At 37.1% G+C, this 22,877-nt stretch carries 22 protein-coding genes; 13 read left to right on the top strand and 9 right to left on the bottom strand.

The genetic code is table 11. The features are described from left to right. Positions 1-963 precede the first annotated feature (963 nt). Entirely contained in the window at positions 964-1,512 is a 549-nt protein-coding gene (locus SCALIN_RS00545; RefSeq protein ID WP_096892315.1) for an REP-associated tyrosine transposase, read from the top strand. Positions 1,513-1,677: 165 nt separating this feature from the next. After that, complete coding sequence (locus SCALIN_RS21870) at positions 1,678-1,848, top strand: hypothetical protein (RefSeq protein WP_162532082.1); 171 nt, start codon at positions 1,678-1,680, stop codon at positions 1,846-1,848. 455 nt (positions 1,849-2,303) lie between these two features. Here the strand turns inward: SCALIN_RS21870 and SCALIN_RS00540 are convergent, their stop codons facing one another. From SCALIN_RS00540 to SCALIN_RS00520, 5 genes are all read right to left on the bottom strand, one after another. Beyond that, positions 2,304-2,990 (bottom strand): DVUA0089 family protein, encoded by a 687-nt coding sequence (locus tag SCALIN_RS00540; RefSeq protein ID WP_096892314.1) that lies wholly within the window; start codon positions 2,988-2,990, stop codon positions 2,304-2,306. A 389-nt stretch (positions 2,991-3,379) separates the two neighbouring features. Further along, a complete protein-coding gene (gene rd, locus SCALIN_RS00535; RefSeq protein ID WP_096892313.1) occupies positions 3,380-3,541 on the bottom strand; it encodes a rubredoxin in 162 nt (53 codons plus the stop codon). 10 nt (positions 3,542-3,551) lie between these two features. Continuing rightward, positions 3,552-4,769: an FprA family A-type flavoprotein gene (locus SCALIN_RS00530; protein ID WP_096892312.1), complete on the bottom strand. Its 1,218-nt coding sequence runs from the start codon at positions 4,767-4,769 to the stop codon at positions 3,552-3,554. 115 nt (positions 4,770-4,884) lie between these two features. Next, complete coding sequence (locus SCALIN_RS00525; protein WP_096892311.1) at positions 4,885-5,337, bottom strand: ferritin-like domain-containing protein; 453 nt, start codon at positions 5,335-5,337, stop codon at positions 4,885-4,887. Positions 5,338-5,437: 100 nt separating this feature from the next. Next, on the bottom strand, positions 5,438-5,761 hold the full coding sequence (locus SCALIN_RS00520) for a hypothetical protein (RefSeq protein WP_096892310.1): 324 nt from the start codon (positions 5,759-5,761) through the stop codon (positions 5,438-5,440). Between the two features lie 272 nt (positions 5,762-6,033). Here SCALIN_RS00520 and SCALIN_RS00515 point away from each other — a divergent pair, with 272 nt between their 5' ends. Beyond that, the gene (locus SCALIN_RS00515; protein WP_096892309.1) at positions 6,034-6,417 is read left to right on the top strand and encodes a hypothetical protein; all 384 of its coding nucleotides are present in this window, start codon (positions 6,034-6,036) and stop codon (positions 6,415-6,417) included. Between the two features lie 409 nt (positions 6,418-6,826). Here SCALIN_RS00515 and SCALIN_RS23705 read toward each other — a convergent pair whose 3' ends face one another. Next, positions 6,827-7,153, bottom strand: a complete 327-nt coding sequence (locus tag SCALIN_RS23705; protein WP_420885408.1) for a pentapeptide repeat-containing protein — start codon at positions 7,151-7,153, stop codon at positions 6,827-6,829. A gap of 894 nt (positions 7,154-8,047) precedes the next feature. Here SCALIN_RS23705 and SCALIN_RS00505 point away from each other — a divergent pair. The 10 genes from SCALIN_RS00505 to SCALIN_RS00460 all read left to right on the top strand — a co-directional run bounded on the left by SCALIN_RS00505 (position 8,048) and on the right by SCALIN_RS00460 (position 20,072). Then, positions 8,048-9,331: a beta-ketoacyl synthase N-terminal-like domain-containing protein gene (locus SCALIN_RS00505; RefSeq protein WP_096892307.1), complete on the top strand. Its 1,284-nt coding sequence runs from the start codon at positions 8,048-8,050 to the stop codon at positions 9,329-9,331. Between the two features lie 18 nt (positions 9,332-9,349). Then, a complete protein-coding gene (locus SCALIN_RS00500) occupies positions 9,350-10,129 on the top strand; it encodes an enoyl-CoA hydratase/isomerase (RefSeq protein WP_096892306.1) in 780 nt (259 codons plus the stop codon). 434 nt (positions 10,130-10,563) lie between these two features. Next, positions 10,564-10,902 carry a hypothetical protein gene (locus tag SCALIN_RS00495; RefSeq protein WP_096892305.1) on the top strand — a complete coding sequence of 113 codons (339 nt, stop codon included), beginning with the start codon at positions 10,564-10,566 and terminating at the stop codon, positions 10,900-10,902. Positions 10,903-10,990: 88 nt separating this feature from the next. Further along, positions 10,991-11,950: a Crp/Fnr family transcriptional regulator gene (locus SCALIN_RS00490; protein ID WP_096892304.1), complete on the top strand. Its 960-nt coding sequence runs from the start codon at positions 10,991-10,993 to the stop codon at positions 11,948-11,950. A 108-nt stretch (positions 11,951-12,058) separates the two neighbouring features. After that, positions 12,059-12,595, top strand: a complete 537-nt coding sequence (locus SCALIN_RS00485) for an SRPBCC family protein (protein ID WP_096892303.1) — start codon at positions 12,059-12,061, stop codon at positions 12,593-12,595. Beyond that, entirely contained in the window at positions 12,596-13,204 is a 609-nt protein-coding gene (locus SCALIN_RS00480) for a type II toxin-antitoxin system RatA family toxin (RefSeq protein WP_096892302.1), read from the top strand. A gap of 41 nt (positions 13,205-13,245) precedes the next feature. After that, positions 13,246-14,916 (top strand): ABC1 kinase family protein, encoded by a 1,671-nt coding sequence (locus SCALIN_RS00475; RefSeq protein ID WP_096892301.1) that lies wholly within the window; start codon positions 13,246-13,248, stop codon positions 14,914-14,916. A gap of 8 nt (positions 14,917-14,924) precedes the next feature. Next, positions 14,925-19,226 carry an acyl-CoA dehydratase activase gene (locus SCALIN_RS00470; protein WP_133111560.1) on the top strand — a complete coding sequence of 1,434 codons (4,302 nt, stop codon included), beginning with the start codon at positions 14,925-14,927 and terminating at the stop codon, positions 19,224-19,226. A 323-nt stretch (positions 19,227-19,549) separates the two neighbouring features. Next, positions 19,550-19,807 (top strand): type II toxin-antitoxin system Phd/YefM family antitoxin, encoded by a 258-nt coding sequence (locus SCALIN_RS00465; protein WP_096892299.1) that lies wholly within the window; start codon positions 19,550-19,552, stop codon positions 19,805-19,807. Continuing rightward, positions 19,797-20,072, top strand: a complete 276-nt coding sequence (locus SCALIN_RS00460) for a type II toxin-antitoxin system RelE/ParE family toxin (RefSeq protein WP_096892298.1) — start codon at positions 19,797-19,799, stop codon at positions 20,070-20,072. The genes SCALIN_RS00465 and SCALIN_RS00460 overlap by 11 nt, the downstream gene beginning before the upstream one ends. A gap of 12 nt (positions 20,073-20,084) precedes the next feature. On the opposite strand, the gene SCALIN_RS00455 is transcribed toward SCALIN_RS00460, so the two are convergent. The 3 genes from SCALIN_RS00455 to SCALIN_RS00445 form a co-directional block, all read right to left on the bottom strand. After that, positions 20,085-21,536 carry an ammonium transporter gene (locus SCALIN_RS00455; RefSeq protein ID WP_096892297.1) on the bottom strand — a complete coding sequence of 484 codons (1,452 nt, stop codon included), beginning with the start codon at positions 21,534-21,536 and terminating at the stop codon, positions 20,085-20,087. A 74-nt stretch (positions 21,537-21,610) separates the two neighbouring features. After that, a complete protein-coding gene (locus tag SCALIN_RS00450; protein ID WP_096892296.1) occupies positions 21,611-22,045 on the bottom strand; it encodes a P-II family nitrogen regulator in 435 nt (144 codons plus the stop codon). A 44-nt stretch (positions 22,046-22,089) separates the two neighbouring features. Beyond that, on the bottom strand, positions 22,090-22,515 hold the full coding sequence (locus tag SCALIN_RS00445; protein ID WP_096892295.1) for a P-II family nitrogen regulator: 426 nt from the start codon (positions 22,513-22,515) through the stop codon (positions 22,090-22,092). Between the last annotated feature and the right edge of the window lie 362 nt (positions 22,516-22,877).

Genomic DNA, 22,877 nt, shown 5'->3' with positions numbered 1-22,877 from the left:
TATCAAAATTATAAGTCACTATAAAAAAGTATCTTAAAAATCTTTTATACGATTTTTATACGGTTAACATTTATTTTGTTAATTTCTTTAAGACTTTTATTAACATTTTCAGCTTTTTTGCAGTTTTGAATCGTAACTTGGAGATTCATAAACAAGATTAAAAGCTAAATCACCTCTATTACAAAACCCGCAAACAGTGCACCAAAAAAACAACAAATAAAAAGAACAATTTTCTAACAAAACTTTACATAACGTAATTATAATAATTATGCCTAAATCCTGGTTTTTGGGGAAAAAAACCATTTTGTTAGTTTATTTTTTGTGCTAATTTATCTTTGCAACTTTTAATAAAACAGTGATAACACATTAATTATAAAGACCTTAAGAACGAATTGTTTCTTCTATCAATTCAAAATGCAGTTGTCACAAAAACTATGGTATCTATACTCTTCATAAAATCTTTTCTATAGATCATCTCTTTAAGCAAAGTAAACAGACAGGCAATTACAAATAAATTTAATCCTCAGCTCAGAGAATCAATGTACAATTCATAGAAATAATGTACAATAACTAACTATTAAACGAAAATTTAAACCTGTTTCTTTAATACCACCAAACTAATAACGAAATTCTTGCGCTTGCTTAAACTTCCCATAATTTCACAACTTCTGGCCCTATTGTTTTATAATGAGCCATAATCTGTAATAGTGTTTCTGGTGCGTAAAACGCACCCTACGATTTTTGTTTCCGGATGCAGAATATTTCTGGAGAGTATTGAAAAAATTAGAATTTCTGATTTGTTTTGCATTTAAATATTCAGACAAGTAGGGTGCATTCCATGCACCGCTAACAACGTTGGATACGGCAATGGTGTTATCTGTTAAACAAATACTTGATTACGCTGGCGTGTTTCTGGTGCGTAAAACGCACCCTACAATTTTCGTTTCCGGTGGAATGTGATTAATGTCGAATTACCGGCGTGCTAATGCAAAAGGAGGCACATATTTTTTTACTGTTGTGACGTATCGGCGACAAGAATTCTTATGCGATGAAAATGTTCGAACGGCGTTGCGTGACGGTATTCGTGATGTGCAAACAAAACATCCACTGATCATTGACGGTTGGGTTTTGTTGCCGGATCACCTTCATTGTATATGGACGCTGCCGGAGGACGATTCAAACTTTGGTGTTCGCTGGGCTATGATAAAACGTTTCATAACAAAACAATGTGGTCCGGACTTACGCCGTGATGATTGGATGAATGCATCAAAACGGAAACGAAATGAATCCACAATTTGGCAAAGGAGATTCTGGGAGCATATGATCCGTGATGAAGATGATTATAATAGACATATGAATTATATACATTATAACCCGGTGAAGCATGGTTTGGTAACCAGTGTTAAGGATTGGCCATATTCCACGTTTCACAAGTGTGTGAAGAAAGGACTATATCCACCGGATTGGGGTGGAGACGGAACAGATACAAACGATGCGAGTTATGGTGAATGAGTGGATTGCCATTCATTTTGGATTTGTATAAATAACGGCAGGCAATGCCTGCCCTACGTAATTGTGGTTCTTTGAAAAATTAAATTATGGTGTATTATCTGACTTTTAATCTTTCCAGACAAGTAGGGTGCATTCCATGCACCGCTAACAACGTTGGTTATGGTAATGGAGTTATCTATTAAACAAATACTTGATTATGCTGGCATGTTTCTGGTGCGTAAAACGCACCCTACGATTTTTGTTACCGGATGCAGAATGTTTCTGGTGGGCAGACAAGTAGGGTGCATTCCATGCACCGCTAACAACGTTGGATATGGCAATGGTGTTATCTATTAAACAAATTCTTGATTATGCTGGCATGTTTCTGGTGTGTAAAACGCACCCTACGATTTTTCCTCCTTCTGGTTTATATCGCAAATCTTCTTACATTCCAACATGCAATATACAGGAGGTTTTTTATTTAACTGCTCTGTACTGAAAGTCCTTTATTCCAACAGGAAATTTTCGGCACCTTCATATAATACTACAGATCATTGTTGGGTAAGTCAAAAATATCTTTCGTATGTTCCCTCTATCCACTAATTGGTAATTTATATCTTAAGAAACCTGATAACATTATAGTAGTAAGAGAATGACGGTTTTATTTATATGCCAGGCAATGTATATATGGTGAACAAGCAAAATGAGAAACATGGAAGCAAAAAGAAATGTCTATATCTCAAGCACATTCCTTTTCAGATGATGAAGGCAAAACAACCTTTAGCAAATAATTACCTGCCTTTATTAACTGTTCAACAGTTTTTCCTCCATTTACGTCTTGCCCCTGCAACTGTAAGTCCCATTAGGCCTATGCTTAGTAAAGCTATAGTTGTCGGTTCAGGTATTGGTTGCTGGCTACCCTGCTGGTTACCATTCTCTAAGGATACGCTAATTACATATGTACTTAAGCTCGGAAGTGTTGTTCCAGCCAGATCCCATCCACCTTGTACTGCTGTACTCGGGGACCCAGCTACGCCGACTATGTACAGGCCGGGGTTTTGGAATACATAGGGAAGAAACGGATCTAAATCGGAAACGGAACCGGCTGCTCCTAACGCTGCATTTGAATCGTCATTGAAACCAAAAGGCAGGACGTTACCAAGTGAGTCCCATAAAGCTATCGTAGTGTCGATACTTCCTACTCCTCCGACTCCGAAGTCTACATCAAATATACCAACGTCTCCTCCGTTGTTTACGGAGAAACTATAGTAATCAAATGTATCGTTGTTTGCTGGTGCTACGATACTAACCCATGGAACAACATCAGAAAAAATTACATTGGGATTTGGCCCTATTGAGAAGTGTGGATCGATGTTCTGTGCTGCAGCCAAGGTGTCGTTAGGCTCTACCTCAAAGATTACAGAAGCGTTGACCTGCTTACTTGTCACTGCTACCAGCGCCAACATACCCATGAAAAGCATAATGTTTTTTAATTTCATCCTAATTACCCTCCCTTCCCCAACAATAAATTAAGCCAAAATTATTTCCATATTCAATCCCTTTTAATCTCAATCAAGTGAAATTATACAATCCAGGAATCGCTATGACACACATAAACTAAATAAAATATTACCGTAATTAAACATTAAGATTTCTCTATTGTCAAGAGACAAAAACCACACATCTTTTCCCTGGTTTTTTTATTTTGTATAAGTACCAATAAATAAGCAGCTTACACTGTTTATAATTTCTTATATAAAAATATTTTTTTGCATTATCCCCATTTACTACCCACATTGGTGAAAGATTCTAATTTCTACTGTAAAAATTGTGGACGTACTACTCACTATCCTGAAACCCTGTGTAATCATTCAAAATTTCAAACACTTCAAGAAGCAGGAGAAAAGCTTTCTGATCCAGCAGCACAAGTTGGGCATATCCAGTCATCTGGAATATCTTCAAAAGTGGTTCCTGGACTAACACCATTGTCCGGATCTCCTATTTCCGGGTCGTATACATATCCGCATACATCACATACGTACTTATTCATGAAATTACTCCTATTGGTTTTTAATAAATTCTTTTACTTTATTAGCGACTGCCTGCCCAAGTAAAAAGCATTCTTCTTTTACTTTATCATCTGGAACGTATTTTGATTTTATCTCATCGACTATTTCTACGCCAATGGAGACCAGATACTCCCTGAGAAGATTGTTCCCTTCACCGCTCCAACCATAAGAGCCAAAAACTGCTCCGTATGGTGTTTTAAACTTAAGCCCCTTGATATATGTCAGGACATCTGCCAGCGATGGAAAGATGTTGTTGTTCAAAGTCGGTGCTCCTACAATAACAGCAGACGCATCAAGCATTTCCAATGCTATCATGCTCCTTTCAAAGGAGTAAAGCGGCATCATTTCAACAGAGACATCTGAAGACCTGGCCCCGTCTTCAATATGGTTTGCCATTTTCTCTGTGCTTCCCCACATAGTATCGTATACGATTACTATTTTCTCATCAAGTTTCCTTGCAGACCACTTCTTGTAGAGAGAGAGTACTTTTCTGAAATTGTCCATATTTCTCCAGACTGGCCCATGGTCTGGTGCGACTATACTTACCTCTAGTCCAGATGTATCTATTTTTTCAAATAGTTTTGCTACATGACTTGAATATGGCGTGATAATATTTGCATAGTATCCTGATACATGTGTTTTCAGAACTCCCCACGGGAGCTCTTCCCCGAATCTTTCAGATGAGGCAAGGTGCATTCCAAATGCATCTTGTGTAAGTAATACTTTGTCTTCGACAAGGTAGCTGAACATGCTGTCTGGCCAGTGGAGCATTCTTGTTTCCATGAATTTCACCGTTTTGCTACCAAGGCCCAACTCTTCACCATCCTTTACTGCGGTTATTTCCATGTTGAGGTCATGGTAAATGGCGTTTAAGGCCTTTTTGCCCATTACTGATGCAAATACCTTTTCCGGTTTTACCGCTTTTATGATCTCCGGAAGCACTTCACTGTGATCAGGTTCTGAGTGATTAGATATGATATAGTCTATTTTTTCCGGATTCACTATTGATGCAATTCTTGATAGAAATTCATCCTCAAACTCTTTCTTTACTGTGTCAAAGAGAGTTATCTTGTCGTCCATAACCAGATATGCATTATATGTTGTTCCCCTGTCAGTAGTGTAGCCGTGGATGTTTCTAACGCCCCAGTCAATTGCGCCTACCCAATATACTTTATCTGCTATTTGTATTGCATTCAGATTTTTTGACATTTCAAATTCCTGTTTTCAGTTTTTATAATCATAATCTGCCTCGGTTCTTCAAATGGATCGATACCACTATTTAATAACTTTGTATCTGGCAATCAAAGTAATATTTTTTATCGATTTACCACAAATTATCCGGTGCTTCCGTAAGATTAACTAAGTTTTTCAGTATAACACAATGATTTTTTTCTTCGTTTGCTAACGTTAAAAATAGTTCCTTTCTATAAGTGTCTTTCTCAGCGTCTGCCCTTTCCTGATAAAATTTTTCGCTATTTATCTCAACGTCCAAAGCCTTTTTATAAATTTCTACTTGTGAATTATCAATATCAATTTTCTTTTCTTCTTTCATTGTCATGAAAATATTTTTTACCTTTGTTAATACTTCAGTATCCGCCGAATATTGTGTTTTATCATTTTTTTGCATACTCAAGATTACATTATAGTGTTTGGCCTCAGATTCGGCCATCATAGTCAGTATACTCTTAATACCCGTATTATTTGTTTTCTTAGACAAATCATGGTAAAAATGTTTACCATCTAACTCCATTTGCATTGCGTATTTATATATATCCATTAATACACTCCTCTTAGATTTTCTCAGTCTTTCGAAAGGCTGCCTGAGAATACTTGTTCCTCAGACAGCCTGCAATAATATACAATTCAAAATAAATGTTTTACGATTTCCAATTCATTACGTAACTTGTAGCACCCTCTACATAAAGATTAACTGAAAGCGAACCTTTGAGCTTTCCTTGTTCCGCTATTTCATCATCAAATCTTACAGTCAGTGACACTATCTCTGCTTTTTCATCTTTTCCAGCAGGTTCTCCCCATCTAGCGTAAATATCTTTTACACCTGGTAAGCCGTCATTATTATTAAGTGTTACAAGAGGTTCACCTTTAATATGCATCCCTTCGACTAGTATATCTGCCGTAAATTCCTTTGATGAAATATCACCATGAAAATCATTCTGTTTAAAAACAATTTTAGATACCATTTTTTCTCCTCACACAAAAGGTTATAATTTTATTCCAGTAAAGCCTTAACGCTTATTATACAGGATTTTTTGAGCTTATATATAAATATTTATACTTGCAAAACCAACTTGACCCAGACATGCAAATTATTTATTTATATGTCTTGACTAATTAAATAAAAACTGAGTAAACTTAAATTATGTAAAAAAAATAATTGATTAGATGTAGAGGATTAATATGGACTTGTCTTATTTATTTTATAAACTCCCAATTCGAAAACGAGGACAATTCCATGACTACGAATAATACCTTGTGGGATACTACCACGGGTGATTATTTCGTACAGAGAGGAGAAGTGGCTGTGCTGATTGACCTGAGCACCGCCTCCCTGAATGTATTTGAACAAGGAAAGCAGGAGCTCTTAGGAGAAGGTAAACTTATCTATTTTGTAGCTGACAATTTGTTCACCAGTTGTGATGAAAGACGATGGTCCAGATGGAAGATATACGACCACTTAATACGACGCTCGGAAAACATAAAACAGTCAAACGAGGCTCTACTATGCGCGCAAAACGCGCTTGATGGAAAAGCTGAGGAACCAGTTCTTGAGGGTCGTCTGGTTTTTGATTCCAAGTTAGCCTTGGAAATTATAACTAAGACTTTGAGTGAAAAATAAATATCAAGAACTTTTTCAGACCACAACTGAGTTAAAAGATTACTGACATATTAGATAAATTTATAGTAACGGAAAAGAGTCAGGACATACACTGTTAAACAATGAAATTTATCCACTGGCAAATGAGAATATCTGTCTCTCAAAAAATATCATAAGTTATAGATTTGGTGGAGTACCATGGCCTACAGACAATTATTGTTACAGTGACTACGTATTGACTTCATTGATAGAGAAGACATACTTATAAGCGAACACTACATTACCTTCTTAAGTATGTTAAATGCATACATTCCCCCCATTTCTTTTGTTATATACAAAACAGGTATTATTATTGATTATAAAAAGGAGATTCAAATATGAAAAAAAGTTCTAATGTTTATACCATTTTGATAGTTTTTTTGCTTCTTACTCAGCAGATTATTTCAGGCTGTACAACAACGGTAACAAAGGATATCCAAAAGGAGGAGTTGGTGAATGAGAAGTTAGCAAAAGAAGAGTTGGAGAAAGAGACGTTAGCGAAGGAGAAACTGGCGAAGGAGAAGTTGGCGAAGGAGAAGCTGACGAAAGAGAAACTGGCGAAGGAGAAGCTGACGAAAGAGAAACTGGCGAAGGAGAAGCTGGCGAAAGAGAAGCTGGCGAAAGAGAAGCTGGCAAAGGAGAAACTGGCAAAGGAGAAGCTGACGAAAGAGAAACTGGCAAAGGAGAAACTGGCAAAGGAGAAACTGGCAAAGGAGATGCTGGCAAAGGAGATGCTGGCGAAGGAGAAGCTGGCGAAAGAGAAGCTGGCAAAGGAGAAACTGGCAAAGGAGAAACTGGCAAAGGAGATGCTGGTGAAAGAGGAGTTATATAAGGAAGAAGAGGACCTGTTCGGTCAGTACCTTTACAGGTTTATATGTACTACCTGCCACCCGCTGCCGGACACAGATGACTACGACTATACCCCTGAAGAGTGGTCAGAGATAGCCGAATCTATGTATGATACTATGGAACACAGAAAGTTGATAACGTTAAAAGAGATTGAAAAGATAAAAGACCATCTGAAAAAGGAATTAACCAAAGAGGAGCTAAAAAATAAAGATGAGTACCTGTTCGGTCATTACCTTTACAGATTTATATGCACTGCCTGCCATCCACTACCTGACACTGACGACTACGACTATACCCCTGAAGAGTGGTCAGAGATAGCCGACTCTATGTACGATACCATGGAACACAGAAAGTTGATAACGTTAAAAGAGATTGAAAAGATAAAAGACCATCTGAAAAATAAGAGTCAACAACAACAATAGCGATAGGATGATCAAAAATTACAGTTGAAATAATTCGTGACGTTTTTGGTTAGAGTACTGTAACTAATTACCTGATACTTCTACTGTTATATTCACCCAGACTATGTCCAGCAACAAAATCAGAAAGGCACCTTGATTGTTCTATTTTACTCAAAATATGTCAATGCACTTCTCCCTTTAAAAAAAGGTAGGCGATCGGCCATGTATTGATGTTTTGTATTTGAATTAATTTTAGTCATTCGTTAATATTACCATAAATTTACACAGCGTTGATTTAGGACATGCACAGAATATCAATAATTTAGTCAACATTTTTTATAAACACATTAATAGCTAAATAAATGGGTAGGGTTGTTATAACCGGTTATGGCGTAATAAATAGTGTTGGCCATAATGTTGAAGATTTTACTGAAAGTTTAAGATCAGGCAAGAGCGGTATCAGTACTCTGCTTACTATTCCTACCGATACATGTCCTGTAAAGATAGGCGCAGAAATAAAAGATTTTTCTTATATTGACTATTTGAACAGCCTGGAAGAGATTTCGCAAAGCATATATACTATATCGCGAAAAGTCTGTAACAATTCTAACCTTTCTACTCAAATCAGTAGTTGTGCAGCTATTCAAGCTTATTTAGATGCTGAATTAATCCATTCTCTATTAGATAGTAGTTCCATTGGCATCATTGTCTCCGGCAATAATATATCACAGAAGTATATTATTGATAACTACGATAAATTCTTAAAAGAACCTGAATATATAAATCCAAAATATGCCATCTCTTTCTTGGATACAAATATAATTGGAGCTATCAGTGAGATTCTGAATATTAAGGGCATAGGATATTCGGTTGGAGGAGCTTCAGCAAGTGGTAATCTGGGTTTATACAATGCATATCAACTAATCCAAGCAGGAACGGTAAAGGCATGTCTCTGTGTAGGAGCTTTAGCTGATTTCTCAGAGTTAGAGCTGAAGGCATTTTCTATTTTAGGAGCCATGACCGGTCAAACTTTTAACGACCAACCGGAAAAAGCCTCACGTCCATTTGACAAGAAGCATGATGGTTTTGTATTTGGACAGGGAAGTGGGTGTGTTGTTTTAGAATCCATGGAAAGTGCCTTGAGTAGAGATGTTCAAATAAGGGGAGAGATTGTAAGTGCTGCTTCCGGTTTGGACGGTAATCATCTTACAAACCCAAGTATAGAAGGAGAAATAAAAGTTATGCAGTCTGTATTGCAGGAAACAGGCATTACAACCAAAGAGATTGATTATATTAATACCCATGGAACTTCATCTCCATTAGGAGACATAACCGAATTGGATGCAATAAAGCATGTTTTTAAGGAGTGTGTGAAATCTATCCATATTAATTCTACCAAATCCCTGATTGGGCATTGTATCTATTCTGCAGGTGTTGTTGAATTAATTGCCACACTTATACAGATGAAGGAAGGATTTTACCATCCTGATATAAATTTAGACGACCCTATTGACCGCCAGGTTAATTTTGTGGGGAAAAAGGTGCTGACTGATGTAAAGATTAATTACGCACTTTCAAATTCATTTGGATTTGGTGGTATTAATAGCAGCATATTGGTAAAAAATCAAAAGTGTTTAAATCGCTAATATTTTCATATTGTTAACATGAGTGGATATCATTTTAAAACTTTAGGGATTGAAGAAACTGCAGGATGTGTTACCGTTACTATTGACAGGTCTGAACATAATAACAGTATAAATATACTGCTCCTGAATGAGATAAATTTACTGTTTGATAATGTTGAACTCAATCCCGATGTTCGCCTGGTTATCCTGAAGGGCAATAATCAGGTTTTCTGTACGGGAATGGATTTTGATGAGGTTGTAAAGATAGACCACAACAATAGAGATGAAGTAGAAAAGTATGCCAGTTCTTATTTTAGTCTTCTAGAGAGATTTACCCGAACTTGTAAAATTATTGTTTCAATAATAGACGGAAAGGCTACCGCAGGAGGCATTGGTTTCGTAGCAGCAAGTGATTATGCCATTGCAACCGAAAGAGCTTCTTTCAGTTTATCAGAGACCCTGTTCGGACTTTTGCCTGCCTGCGTTATCCCTTTTCTCATCCGCCGAACTGGTTTCCAGAAGGCATATTTAATGACATTAACCACACAAAATATTAATGCGGAAAAGGCCTATTCATCAGGCTTAATCGATGAATTAACCAATACGCCTGATGAATCTGTACGATTGTTTTTACTGAGAGTTAACAGGATAAAGGCAGAAACAGTTGTTGATCTGAAAGAATATTTCAAAAGGATGTGGATAATAAATGAGCAGGTGAAGAAGGACGCGGTCAATCAAATCACAGAATTATTATGCAAGCATGATAACATGGAGAAAATCAAAGCCTTTGTTGAAAAAGGTCAGTTTCCATGGGAATAAGAACAGATTATAACACTATTTCTTTCATGACCATAAAAGCCAAAAGGCTATATTATTTTCATTAGTAAAGTCTACCAACTTCTTAAAACCCTCAATATTGCCTCCATCATTACCTGTTATAAAGGAGATCATCAGATAAAATGATAGAAAATTAACACAAAATATGATTGCATTTAACGTCTTCTTTTGTACTATACACCTATGTATCAATTTATGCCTATTTACTTTACCGAAGCAAAGCAGGTACAAAGTTTAATCAATTTAACCTTAGAGTAATAAAGTGTTACTATTTTATTAATAACATTATATTGTTTTAGTATAAAGGCCGTTCTAAATCATTCTCCGACAGAAAACAGCATTAAACAAATAAATACATTCCATCTGGAATGATAATTTAACACTAGTATAATTTTAATTTTTTCAGGAGAAAAGTCATGGTTGATGAAAAAGATACAAAACAGAAAAGTCAGAAATGTGAAGAAGAACATTCTAAGAAAGACATACTGGAGAAAATACCTGAAGAAGCGAGAAAGCTTTCCCATGGATTTATTTTTGCAGGACTTGAATCATTATCAGTAACTGCTGACATGGCCCGTACCTTTGTTGACGAAATGTCCAAAAAAGACGACTCAAGCAAGTCAGATAAACTGCAAGACAGACTGAAGGATTTACCGAAGAACATGGTCGATGCCTTTTTTGAAACGTTAGACAAGTCTATTGATAAAACAGAAAAGGTTGTTGATAAATTCAATGAAAAATATAAGGAGGCATAACCCATTTACCGTAGAATTCTTTAGTCTGGGCGGAATGCATGTTCTGATTCTACCAGGACATGATATTTGCAGTAAACACATTTAGCAAATGCAATTAAAACAATATTTCAAAAAAAAAAGGGGCAAACTTCAGCAGAATGTTCCTGAGGAATTCAGTTCACCGGAACCTGACAGTGGCAGTGGAGAAGCTATTGAAATAGTAGTAAAGAGTTTAGACATCTTTCAACGGCTGAATAAAAAACAGATAAAGGTGTTATCGTCCCTTCTTATTCGCCGCACCTGCTCAAAAGGTGAAATTATCATCAAAAAAGGGAGTATCGGTCTTGGAATGTTTATAATTACTTCCGGCCAGATGGAGGTTTATGAAGAGCGACATACTGCAAATGTGCGGTTGGCTATTATAAAAGCAAATGAGTGTGTCGGCGAAATGTCTCTTGTAGATGAACAGCCCAGGTCTGCAAATGTCAAGGCTCTAGATGATTGCGAATATCTTCTTTTGACACGAGACAGTTTTAATGGCCTTGTAAAACGTGAACCGGAAATTCTATGGGGGATTGTTCCTATTATTGTAAAACGCTTACAAAAATCCTCCAGGATGGTTGTTGATTTATCACAGACCACAAATTCAGATCAAAGTTATACCATTAACAGTACATCATATGGTAACACCGGAAATAATAATGAGCCTGAAGTTGAAAATCATAAGCCTCATGAATTAACACAAAAAACAGAGGATTCATTTAAAGAAGGAAAGGAGACAGTCACAGAAGACGTTCCTGACGAAAAAGAAGATGATCTGTTTTCATCTATCATGCAATTATCTGCCGCATCCCTTATGTCATTTTCAACAATTCATTTACTGGGTGTTCAGGAAATGTTTCGTCTGGCGATAGGGAAAGGCCCGATGAAAGAGAGGATCAGTAAAAGTGAGGAAATAGTAAGTTCGGCAACTACGAGTTTAAAAGAAAACATGAGCGGAAAAAATCAGAAACTGTTCGATTCATTTTGGGATTTTATGGATTCTTTGACTTCTATTTTCAAACTGTAAGCCTACGTCCTGTTCGCGTTATTCAATACAACATTTTTATATTACAACCAACTCAATTAACCACCGCAAGTTCCCGGGTTATCACGAAAAACAGGTGAGTTTCTCAAAATGAGATCAAGTGTAAACATCAATAATACAACAAAGGAACAGGTTTTTAATGTTCTTTACGATTTCAATGGTTACGTCGAGTGGATGCCGGATATTCAAGATGCATCTGTTATCGCTCAGGAAGGAGATATTTTCGTTGCAGATTTTTGCTCTCCTGAGCTAATGGAGGAAAAGTATCAACTTGAATTTGTTTGTTCAAGACCAACTTCGATAACATTTAAACAGATTGGAATATTTGAAGAAACGGGCAAACACTTTAACGGTCTTTATGGTAGTTGGAATATTATTGATTCACCGGAAGGAAATGGAACAACAATATCAGGAGCAATGCATTATAAGCCTAACACAAAGATGTCAAACCTTATCTTTCAACGCAGGCTGGATATGCTATCGCAGATGTTTTCTCAACCCTCTACTTTTACACAGGATTTTCAACCACTATCAGGTCTGGACGCCGATATTAAAGAAGCTTTCCAAGCTGAAGGATTTGCTGTCTGGTTTCTTGGTTCGAAATATTTATACAAAAAAGTCGAATAAGTGAATATACACAAATACATAAAAATCAATGTATCAAAAGAAAATACACTCCAGGAATTACTCACTTTTGAAGAGTGGTCACAATGGTGGCCTGGGGTACAAAGCGTTAACGTAGTCAAAAAAGAGGGGAGTCTAAGTGTTTTAGATGTTGTATCCAGAGAATCACATATTACGATAAAATCGACGATTGAATTTGATTTAACCACTGAGAATAGTATTAAATTCAGGCAGATTAAGGGTTGGTTTAAACGTTATGAAGGCAATTGGACATTTATGCCAGCCACTGACGGAGCAGGAATAATCCTTAAGATTTCAGTAATGCTGGAAACAGGAAAGTTTGTTCCTAAAAGTATAATCTACTCTAAATTCCTGAATAACCTTACACAACTTGGTGAAGCACTGAATAAAAGATTAGCTTACAAAAGAAGTCCTGTTACTGGAGACTTAGAACAGCAAAAACCAATTGATCAGATACCGCATCCTACTGTTGGAAGCGAAGGTATTGATACCAGAACACGAGCAAAAAAGTCGATATGTATTTTTCAGACGAAAAAGGGTCTGGAAGTATGGCTTTCAGGAAAAAGATATTTAATGAGCACTGTTAAATAATACCAATTAGACCAAATTAGAATAGAAAGTTACCAGCATTCATGATTCTCAACATCCCCAGACAGATCAGGAAAATCAACCGTCTTAGAACAATAGCAACTATTCTTGTTAAATATCAGGTTATATCAATCTCTAAAAGCATATCAGTCATTAGCCCTGTTACGCTGGTATCCAGACTGCTCGATTCCTCAAACAGAATAACGAAACAGGAAGATTTTGCCGTTTTAATACGCAGAATTTTTGAAGAGTTAGGAACAACTTTTATTAAATTCGGGCAATGGTTAAGTGTCAGACCTGATTTTGTCTCACCTGAAATATTAAAAGAGCTGGAAAAACTGCAGGACAGACTTCCCGAAGTCCCTTTTAAAACGATAAAACAGACGATTGAACAGGAGACGGGGAAATCGATTAATGAAATTTTTTCTCAATTCAGTCAACAGCCAATATCATCCGCTTCAATAGCTCAAGTCCACTGCGGCGTACTCAAAACGGGAGAGATTGTTGCCGTCAAAGTTCAGCGCCCTGAACTTAAAAAGCTTATATCCGTTGATATAGATATTTTAAAAACCATGGCCAGATGGGCGGTGCGCAAAACACCTCATCTTGCCCTGCATCGTTTTGATGAGCTTCTGTCGTCATTCAAGAATACACTAATGGAGGAGCTCGATTTTATACACGAATCAAAACGTCAGGATCGTATGGAAAGAGTATTATCTAAAATGCCATGGGTACACATTCCAAAAATCTACTGGGAATATACAACAAAACATCTTATTGTCATGCAGTACATAGAGGGAGTAAAGCTTACACAAAAAGAATACATTCAAAACTACAAGGGTGATCGTAATCTGCTGGGAGAACGTCTGAACGATTGTGTGTTCAGGTCAATTTTCGAGTATGGTTTTTTTCAGTCTGATCCTCACCCTGGCAATGTACTCATTATGGAAGAGAGTGAGTTTGCAATCGTAGATTTTGGAATGACAGAAAGCCTCGACAAAGTAACAGTTAATGCTCTCTTGAAATGGTACTATGCTGCAATCTATCGTGACATAGATATGTTCGCTGAAACTTTTTTGAAAATGGGAACACCTTTGGCCCCGATTGATGAAATCGAATTCCGCAATGACTGCATTGACTTTATTGATGAAATTCACTATCAACCTTCATCAAATGACATATCAGTAGGAAATCTGCTGGAAATTATTAATCACATTCAATATCAACACAAGATAACGTTACCCACGTCATTTGTTCTGCTCTTTAGAACGATCTGCTTCTGGGATGGAACTTTTCGATATGTAGGTGTGGATTTTGACTGGAGGAAGGATTGGGGACCTAAGCTGAAAAAGCTGATTCAATCTCAATTTTTATCTGAATCTGTTGTCCAGGATATGCAAAAGTCATTACTTGACTATAAACAGCTCATTTCGAAATATCCTGCAAACTTTCAGGATATAGTAGACAAAATAAAAGAAGGAAAGCTTAAAGTTGAAATAGAGGAGACCAGTTTAATCAAGCAGCTTACCGGAATTCAAAAAGGACTTAATAAGCTGGCCGTCTCCATATTTGTCTCTACAATTATTTTTGGTCTGTTCTACCTGGGACGAGGACAAGGTAACGAGTTTTTATTACAGATAATCACGTCCGGAAAAGAACTCTGGTGGATTTTTCTTCTCATTATTTTAATGTTTTTCTATTTACGAAAAAAATAATTCTGTCTATGTACCACAAAAAAGATAAGAGAAATGGTGAATCAGTACCATATTTTGAAGGGCTGGAAATAGGTACTGTATCAGTAAAATGGGTCCGTAGAATTCATAATGGAAAAACGATCTCTATCGTAGAAAGACATGAAGGAAAACCCAGAGAAACCATACAAAGAATACTGGATCGGCATAAATGTTCACATAATTCCAGAATAGCTGCAACCGGACAGGCATCCAGGTCACTTACCAACCTTCCCTATTTTTCAGAAACAGAATGTATTGAAAAATCCATGTTGTTTCATAACCTCAATCCAGATATGGTACTTTCACTTGGAGGGGAAACGTTTAATGCGTATCCTATGAAGGATGGAAAAATAAAGGACATACTCTCAAGTTCAAAATGTGCTTCAGGTACCGGTGAATTTATTGTTCAGCAGTTTAAAAGAATAGGTCTCTCTCTTTCAGAGGGGCTTGAAGAGAGTAAAAAAGGTAATTGTGTACCTATTGCAACACGATGTTCTGTTCATTGTAAATCTGATGTAACGCATAAACTGAATCAGAAAGAGTGCAGTGTCGGAGATATAACCCATACCCTTATACACGATCTGGCCGCTAAAGTTTACCGAATGGTAGAATTATCTCAGTGGTCTACGGATTTGATCGTAATTTGCGGACAGGTTGCATTGAATGAACCATTTATTGAGAAACTACGCGGACTTTTTGTCAATTCAAATATAATTGTACTACCGGAAAGTCCCTATATAGAGGCTTTTGGAGCATCTCTTTTTGCGTCAGAACTTCCTGAAAATACAACCGGCCTGACGTTTGAAAAATGGTTCAAAGAATCTATGACTGAATTTGAAAAGATAACACCGCTTAGTGAAGCAGAACAATTTTTAGATTACCGGGTTCGGACTGAAAGTAATAAACAAACGATAATTGATAATGAATCGTACATCCTTGGAGTAGATGCAGGCTCAACAACAACGAAGGCAGTATTGTTACCTATTGACGATGGTGTTGTCGCGGCAAGCTGCTATTTAAGGACCCTTGGAAATCCCGTTCAGGCGACAAAAAACTGTCTTCTCGAACTTATTAAACAGCGCGGTAATAAATCTATCAGAATTATTCAGACAGCAGTAACAGGGTCCGGAAGAGAAATCGTATCTGTTTATCTTGACAATTGCTTCAGTTTTAACGAAATATTAGCCCATGCAAGAGCAGCATCCGAAGAGCTCCCTGATGTAGAAACCGTATTTGAAATTGGTGGACAGGATTCGAAGTTCATCTCCTTTTTAAACGGAAACCCGGTTGATTATGCAATGAACGAAGGCTGTTCGGCCGGTACGGGTAGTTTTATTGAAGAATCAGCATCTATAGATATGGGTATTGAGATGGAGAATATCAGTAACGTTGCCCGTAAGAGTACCCAACCCATATCATTTGGTGAAAGATGTGCCGCTTTTATCAATACTGATATACGAAATGCTCTTCAGCAGGAAGCAGACCAGGAAGATGTTATTGCCGGCCTTGTATACTCAATAGCTGACAATTATATCTCTCGAATTGTCGGACCCAGGCATATTGGAAACAACCTTATGTTTATGGGAGGAGTTGCCCTGAACAGATCTGTTGCATTGGCAATAGCCTCTCGTGTACAGCAAAAGGTGGTCGTACCACCTCATCCGGAACTCATGGGAAGTGTTGGAAGTGCCCTGATGGCAAGAGATCTATTAAGAGATGGAGATGCAAAAGAAGAACATTATAAACTTGAGGATATAATAAAAAACAAGATCAACGAAAAAGAATCTTTCCGATGCAAGTCCTGTGAAAACAATTGTGAAATCAAGAGAATAGAGACCGGTGGAAAAATATATCCCTTTGGGGGACTCTGTTCCAAATACGAGAAAGTGCGTCATAAAGATAATACAATTAAGGAAGGTCGTGACCTGGTTGCAGTCTGGAATGAGATGATGTTTAAGGAGTTCGGCCCGCACACCATAAAAAATGCACGTGGTACAATCGGCCTTCCCATGGCACTCACTGCTTATAATCTCTTTCCTTATTTTACAAAACTGATCAATGAACTGGGGTATAACATAATCTTATCAAACCCTTCAAAGGAAGGTAAAAAGAAAACCAGATCACCTATCTGTTATCCATGCGAGATATACCATGGAGCGGTCTATGATCTTATTGACCGCAACGTTGATTATATCCTTATGCCACGAGTGATTGAGCTGGGCAAGGATTCTTATTCCTATACATGCCCATCTACATCCGCAATTCCTGATATTATACGCAAAGCCTTTCCGGATCTAGATGACAAGGTTTTATCCCCCAGTATCTGGTTTTCAAATGATTATAACAGAATTACATCTATTGAATTGGAAAAATTGAGTCCTCTATTAGGTTTGGAAAAAGATATTATAAAGGACGCCGGGCAGAAAGCACTTTCTCACTATAACGAGTACATGAAGCAGTATCAAAAGCGAAGCAAGGCAGAGTTTGAAAAGTTGAAAAACAAACCTACAATTATCCTCGCGGGAAGACCTTATGTCACCTGCTCTTCTGAAGTTAACTTTGCCCTTCCACGCAAAATTGCCAGCATGGGTTATCATGTTGTACCCGCCGATATGGTCCCACAATTTGATGGTGAATATCCTGAAAGAGATGTATGGCATCATACAAGACAGATTGACAATGCAATAGCTTATGCTAAAAATAATGCTGATTTTTACTTATGTTTTATTTCCTGCTTTTCATGTGGCCCGGACGCATGTATGTATCATTATTTTCGAGATGAGCTTCAGGGACATACCTTCTGTTATTTAGAGATAGATTCACACACTGCTTATGCTGGTTTTGAAACTCGATTAAGCGCTTTTTTTGATATTATCAATGCTCAACGACGTAAGAAAAGAAGATTGAAATCAAGAGAACAGAACACAGACACAATTAATGATTTAGAATTTAAACAGGCCCGTTTTACAGAGAATTATCAGCACATTATTGATAGTGATAATAAACGGATTAAATTGAATGATCCTCGAATAACACATGTTATTACTTACGATTTCAACCATTACTCAAAACTTATGATGAAAGGTATCTTTAACAGGTATGGTGTTAATTGTAGAATCAATGACAAAACAAGTGCTGAAATTATACAGTATGGTAAAAAGATGTGTTCAGGTCGTGAATGCTTCCCCTTTATCGCGATCACCGGTTTCGTCTTGAAAGACTTATATGAAAACAGGCGTGAGGATGAAATAACGTTATGTGTCAATCTGAATATGGAGGGGCCCTGCCAGTACGGTTCATGGCCTGCAATAGGCGAAGTTTTTGTCAAGAAGCTCAATCTGAAAAACTTCATGTTTTCTACTCAATGGCTACCCGAGAATAAGAACCTTGGTCTTAAGAGAATGCATTCAATAGAAATAATCCGTGCAATTATTTTAGGACATTTTCTTGAAGAAGCAAAGAACGCACTTATATGTGTCGCACAAAATAAAGAGTCAGCACTAAGCGTGTTTGATAAAGAGACAGATCGTTTAGTTGAATATATAAAAAGCAATAAGCACTTTATCCCTGCCTTAAAAGAGTGGGCAATAAAGATGGCTGAAATACCGCGTAAAATTTCGTTGGAGGAAATGCCCAAAGTACTGATAATCGGTGGGCTCAACTTATTATTTGTTCACTACCCGGTAAGTGAATTTTTTCTGGAACAGGGAGTCATACCAAAAGTTGTTGATTTTACAGAGGGAATTCTCTGGCTCTTCTCGAAACCGGTCCTTAACTTCAGCTTACAGAGAGGTGTAAGCGATCTAAAGGAGCAGTTCAGTTTTACATCAATAGCGAAAGGAGCTCTGACTTCACTATTTAACGGAAATAGAAAAAACGCTTTTAATGCATTACAAAACAGAATAACAATGGCTTTCATTGAAAAAGAAATGAAACGGCTTCGTAAAATAATGTTAACATCAAATCTCATGTTTGATGTGCATATACCATTTCTTGATATTATACAGGAGGGCAATAAACATATTTCTTATAACGCATTCAGTGAAACTCCGGTTACAACAGGAAGATATATCTGCTCTATTAAAACCGGAGTATATGATGCTTTAATAAACCTTGGCTGCTTTAACTGTCAACCCGCCATGAACGCTCATGCAATAGTTCGTCCATTAGCAAACAAAAACGATATCCCCTATGCCGCTCTTGATGTTGAAGGACCAACGATATCAACAAATCAAAGAAGGCTTCTAGAGACAATAGCAATCCAGGCGAAGAGGAATAAGTCTGATGCATAACCGTCTGGATCAAAATGATGCAGGTCTCCAATATTAAAATCTTTTCCTACTTCTTTACAACGTTCGGATATCCACACTCCTAACCCAATACTTGATGGATCATCTCCAATTCTTGGTGGCCAGTGAGTAGTTAACCAATAATTCATTATCGAGTATCAATTATATTTAACTCTTACGCCGACATCAGCCGATTCAGGAGGAGCTTGCAACGAGTGAATTCGATCTGAATGTGTTTGTAAAATTATTTACTTGATTATAGAACCTATTAATAATATTATCGCACTATATAAAGTGCTAATAAATATACTTTTTAAGGAGTTATTATGAATACTATAACAGCGAATCAATTAAAAACAAAAGGCATATCCGCAATTGAAAGTAATCTTGATAGCGACAATGAATTAGTTATCACTGTTCGCGGTAAAGAAAAATTTGTAGTTATGGATATGCAACATTATAACTACCTTCGTGAATGCGAACTTGATGCTGCTTTGCATGAAACAGAAGCTGATTATCAAGCAGGTAAATTTGTTACTGAAACGGTTGAAAATCACATAAAACGAGTAACAAATGAAATATAAACTCATTTACACAGATAGTTATATAAAAAGAGCAAAAAAATATTTAAAGAAACATCCAGATATCGTTTCTCAATACGAAAAAACGCTAAAAATATTGGAAATTAATCCTGAACATCCTTCCTTAAGACTGCATCAATTAAAAGGAAAATTAAAGAAACTACATTCTGTTTCAATAAATATTTCCTACCGCATAACTTTAGAATTTTATATCAATGAAAAAGATATTATTTTAGTAAATGTTTGTAGCCAGCAACCAATTAGTTAATAACTATTCTCGTTACTGAACAAATTCGCCTAACCGAATATGCTTACGAACTACAGTGTCAATATCCTCAATATATTTGCCATCCGGTGGATAACACTGAGTACCATGGAGAACAACATCCAGGCCATCAAGTTCTTCTGTTTTAGACACCCTGATACCAATAGTATGTTTCAGTCCAAAGAAAATGCCAAAACCAAGTACACCTGCCCACACAATTGCGGTACCAAAGGCAATCAGCTGAGCAAGAAATTGCCCACCGGAACCCGTGATCAAACCACTTACTCCTGCATAGGAACCATCAGCAAAGATCCCTACGGCAAGAAGTCCCCATAACCCATTAGCACCATGAACAGATACTGCACCAAGGGGATCATCCACTTTAAATTTCTGTTCAACCAACCACACAGTAGCACACATTAATAGACCACCACTCAGTCCTATTATAACGGCTGCCCATGGTGCAACGTACGCGCATGATGCAGAAACAGCTACAAACCCTCCTAATGCGCCATTACAGGCTTCTGCTATATCCGCTTTTTTATTTTTTATGTATGTATACAAGACGACAATGATGGCTCCAGAAATACCAGCGAGAAATGTATTGGCTGCAATGATTGACGACCTTAACTCTGAGATAGCAAGGGTACTGCCTGCGTCATAAGCAAGCCATCCAAAAGCTAAAATAATCGTGCCAATAAGCACATAGGCGATGTTATGTCCTGGTATGTGATTGGAAGAACCGTCAGGATTAAATTTTCCGATTCTTGGGCCTAATGCCCATGCACCCATAAAAGCACAGATACCCCCAATTGCGTGAACTACTCCCGATCCTGCAAAGTCCTTGACTCCGACTCCCAATTCCAACTCTGCCAGCCAGCCTTCTCCCCAAATCCAGTGGCCATAAAATGAATAAACAAACGCATATACCAAAAAGCATGAAATTAAAAATGCAGAAAATTTAATCCTTTCTGCCACAGCACCAGCTATAATACTACCGATAAAAGTTGCAACAACCGCCATGAAAATAAAGAGCAGAATTGTTTTTACGTCATATGTTTCACCTAAAAGTAGAAAACCTCCGTAACCAATAAAGGAATTACCTTTTACAAGACCAGGTGCCAGATGAGAGCCTCCAAACATAAGTGCAAAACCGAAGAGCCAGAAAATAAAGGCACCTGCAGTTGTAGCCATGAAGCAATGGGTCATATAGCTGAGCATGTTCTTAGATCGAACAAGACCACCCAGCAACATAAATCCAGCCTGCATAAAAAGAATGAGAAAAGCCGCCATCAGTATCCATACAAAATTGCCTGAAGTAGTCAACCCTTCCAGACTTTTAGTAAATGTAAACGCTCCATTGGGATCGCCAGCCAGTGCGCAACTTGTCCAGAGAAAAAGCATTGACGTAACGCATAACATGAGTAAACCAAGAGATCCCGTTCTTATTCTAAATATTTTTTGCATTAAAACCTCCTTTTATAATTCTTATTTTGCTGAATGATTGACAATTATTGATTAGCTTTGATGAAAGTAACGCTTCAAAAAACACCTTCTGTCTCAGAATATTTAACCATTGCTGAAACTTCTTTTTGTTTTTTTGGCGGCATTTTGACAACCCGTTTTTTTGTAGCAGCATTAGCGGCATCTTCCCACTTCTCACCTGAACGTATTCTATAAGCAGACTCTATATGTGTTATAAATATTCTTCCATCCCCAGTTGCTCCTGTTTTTGCCTCTCTAAGAATTATGTTCACTACTGACTCAACATCTACTTCAGAGACGACAATCTCAATTTTTATCTTTTCATGCATATCAACCTTATATTCTCTTCCTCTCCACATCTGTAGCGCACCAATTTCATTTCCATGCCCTCTGATCTCACTAATATTCATACTAATTATTCCTATTTCATATAACATGGAACTGACAGCCATAAATCGTTGCGGGCGAATGACAGCTTCTATTTTTTCCATTTTCTTCTCTCCCAAATAATATTTGTTATTAAAAAAAATTAAACTCAGACATCCATAATTTCCAAAACTTCTTGTTGCTGTGCGACAGGTCCCTGCTCCTGAATAAGTTGTTCCTGTCTTTGTGGCAACGATACCCATCTACCATCTTTTGTTATAATATTATCTCTTACCATACTTGATTTTAATCGTAACGCATATTCATATTGACAATCATTACAATCTTCTTTATATAAATGCTTACTAATATTCTGCACTGCTTCTTCTACGACATTTTCATCTAAAATAACTTCTATCTTGACATTTTTTATCAAATCAACGAGGTACTCTTCGTCACGCCAAAAAAGAGTCCTATTAGCAACCTGAGTGTCATCATTTATGCACATCTTTAATACTGGATAACCTATCTTCCCAAAATAGTCTTCTAAAATTTCCAATGCCATTGGCTTTATAAATGCGGTTACTCTCTTCACGGTTTACTCCCTTCCTGAAATAAATTTAGAATTAGAAATGTTATGCTCTTTGATGTGCTGTAGTAGAGCAAGAGAGGTACCACTATCAAAATTAAAGAAAAAAGGCTGCTTAGGATCTTCCTAAGTAGCCTTCAACATTAGACTTAATTTGTATAAAAAAATGCCTTACCAACAAAATTCAAAAATGTGTAATTCGGGTAATAACGCCCTAAAGAGGAGACGGTTTAATGTAAATAAAATCTAAGCATACAAAGCATAACGCCTTATAAGAAATCTGGCAAGAGTGACAGTTTCAGGCATTTATGCACTAAATGCTGTAGTTCTGTTCTTTTGAAATATAAATATGTGCTGTGTTAAGGTGT

It is taken from the genome of Candidatus Scalindua japonica, from assembly GCF_002443295.1.
Classification (GTDB): Bacteria; Planctomycetota; Brocadiia; order Brocadiales; family Scalinduaceae; genus Scalindua; species Scalindua japonica.
The sequence above is the reverse complement of the archived record's forward strand: the minus strand, read 5'-3'. Positions and strand labels throughout refer to the sequence as shown.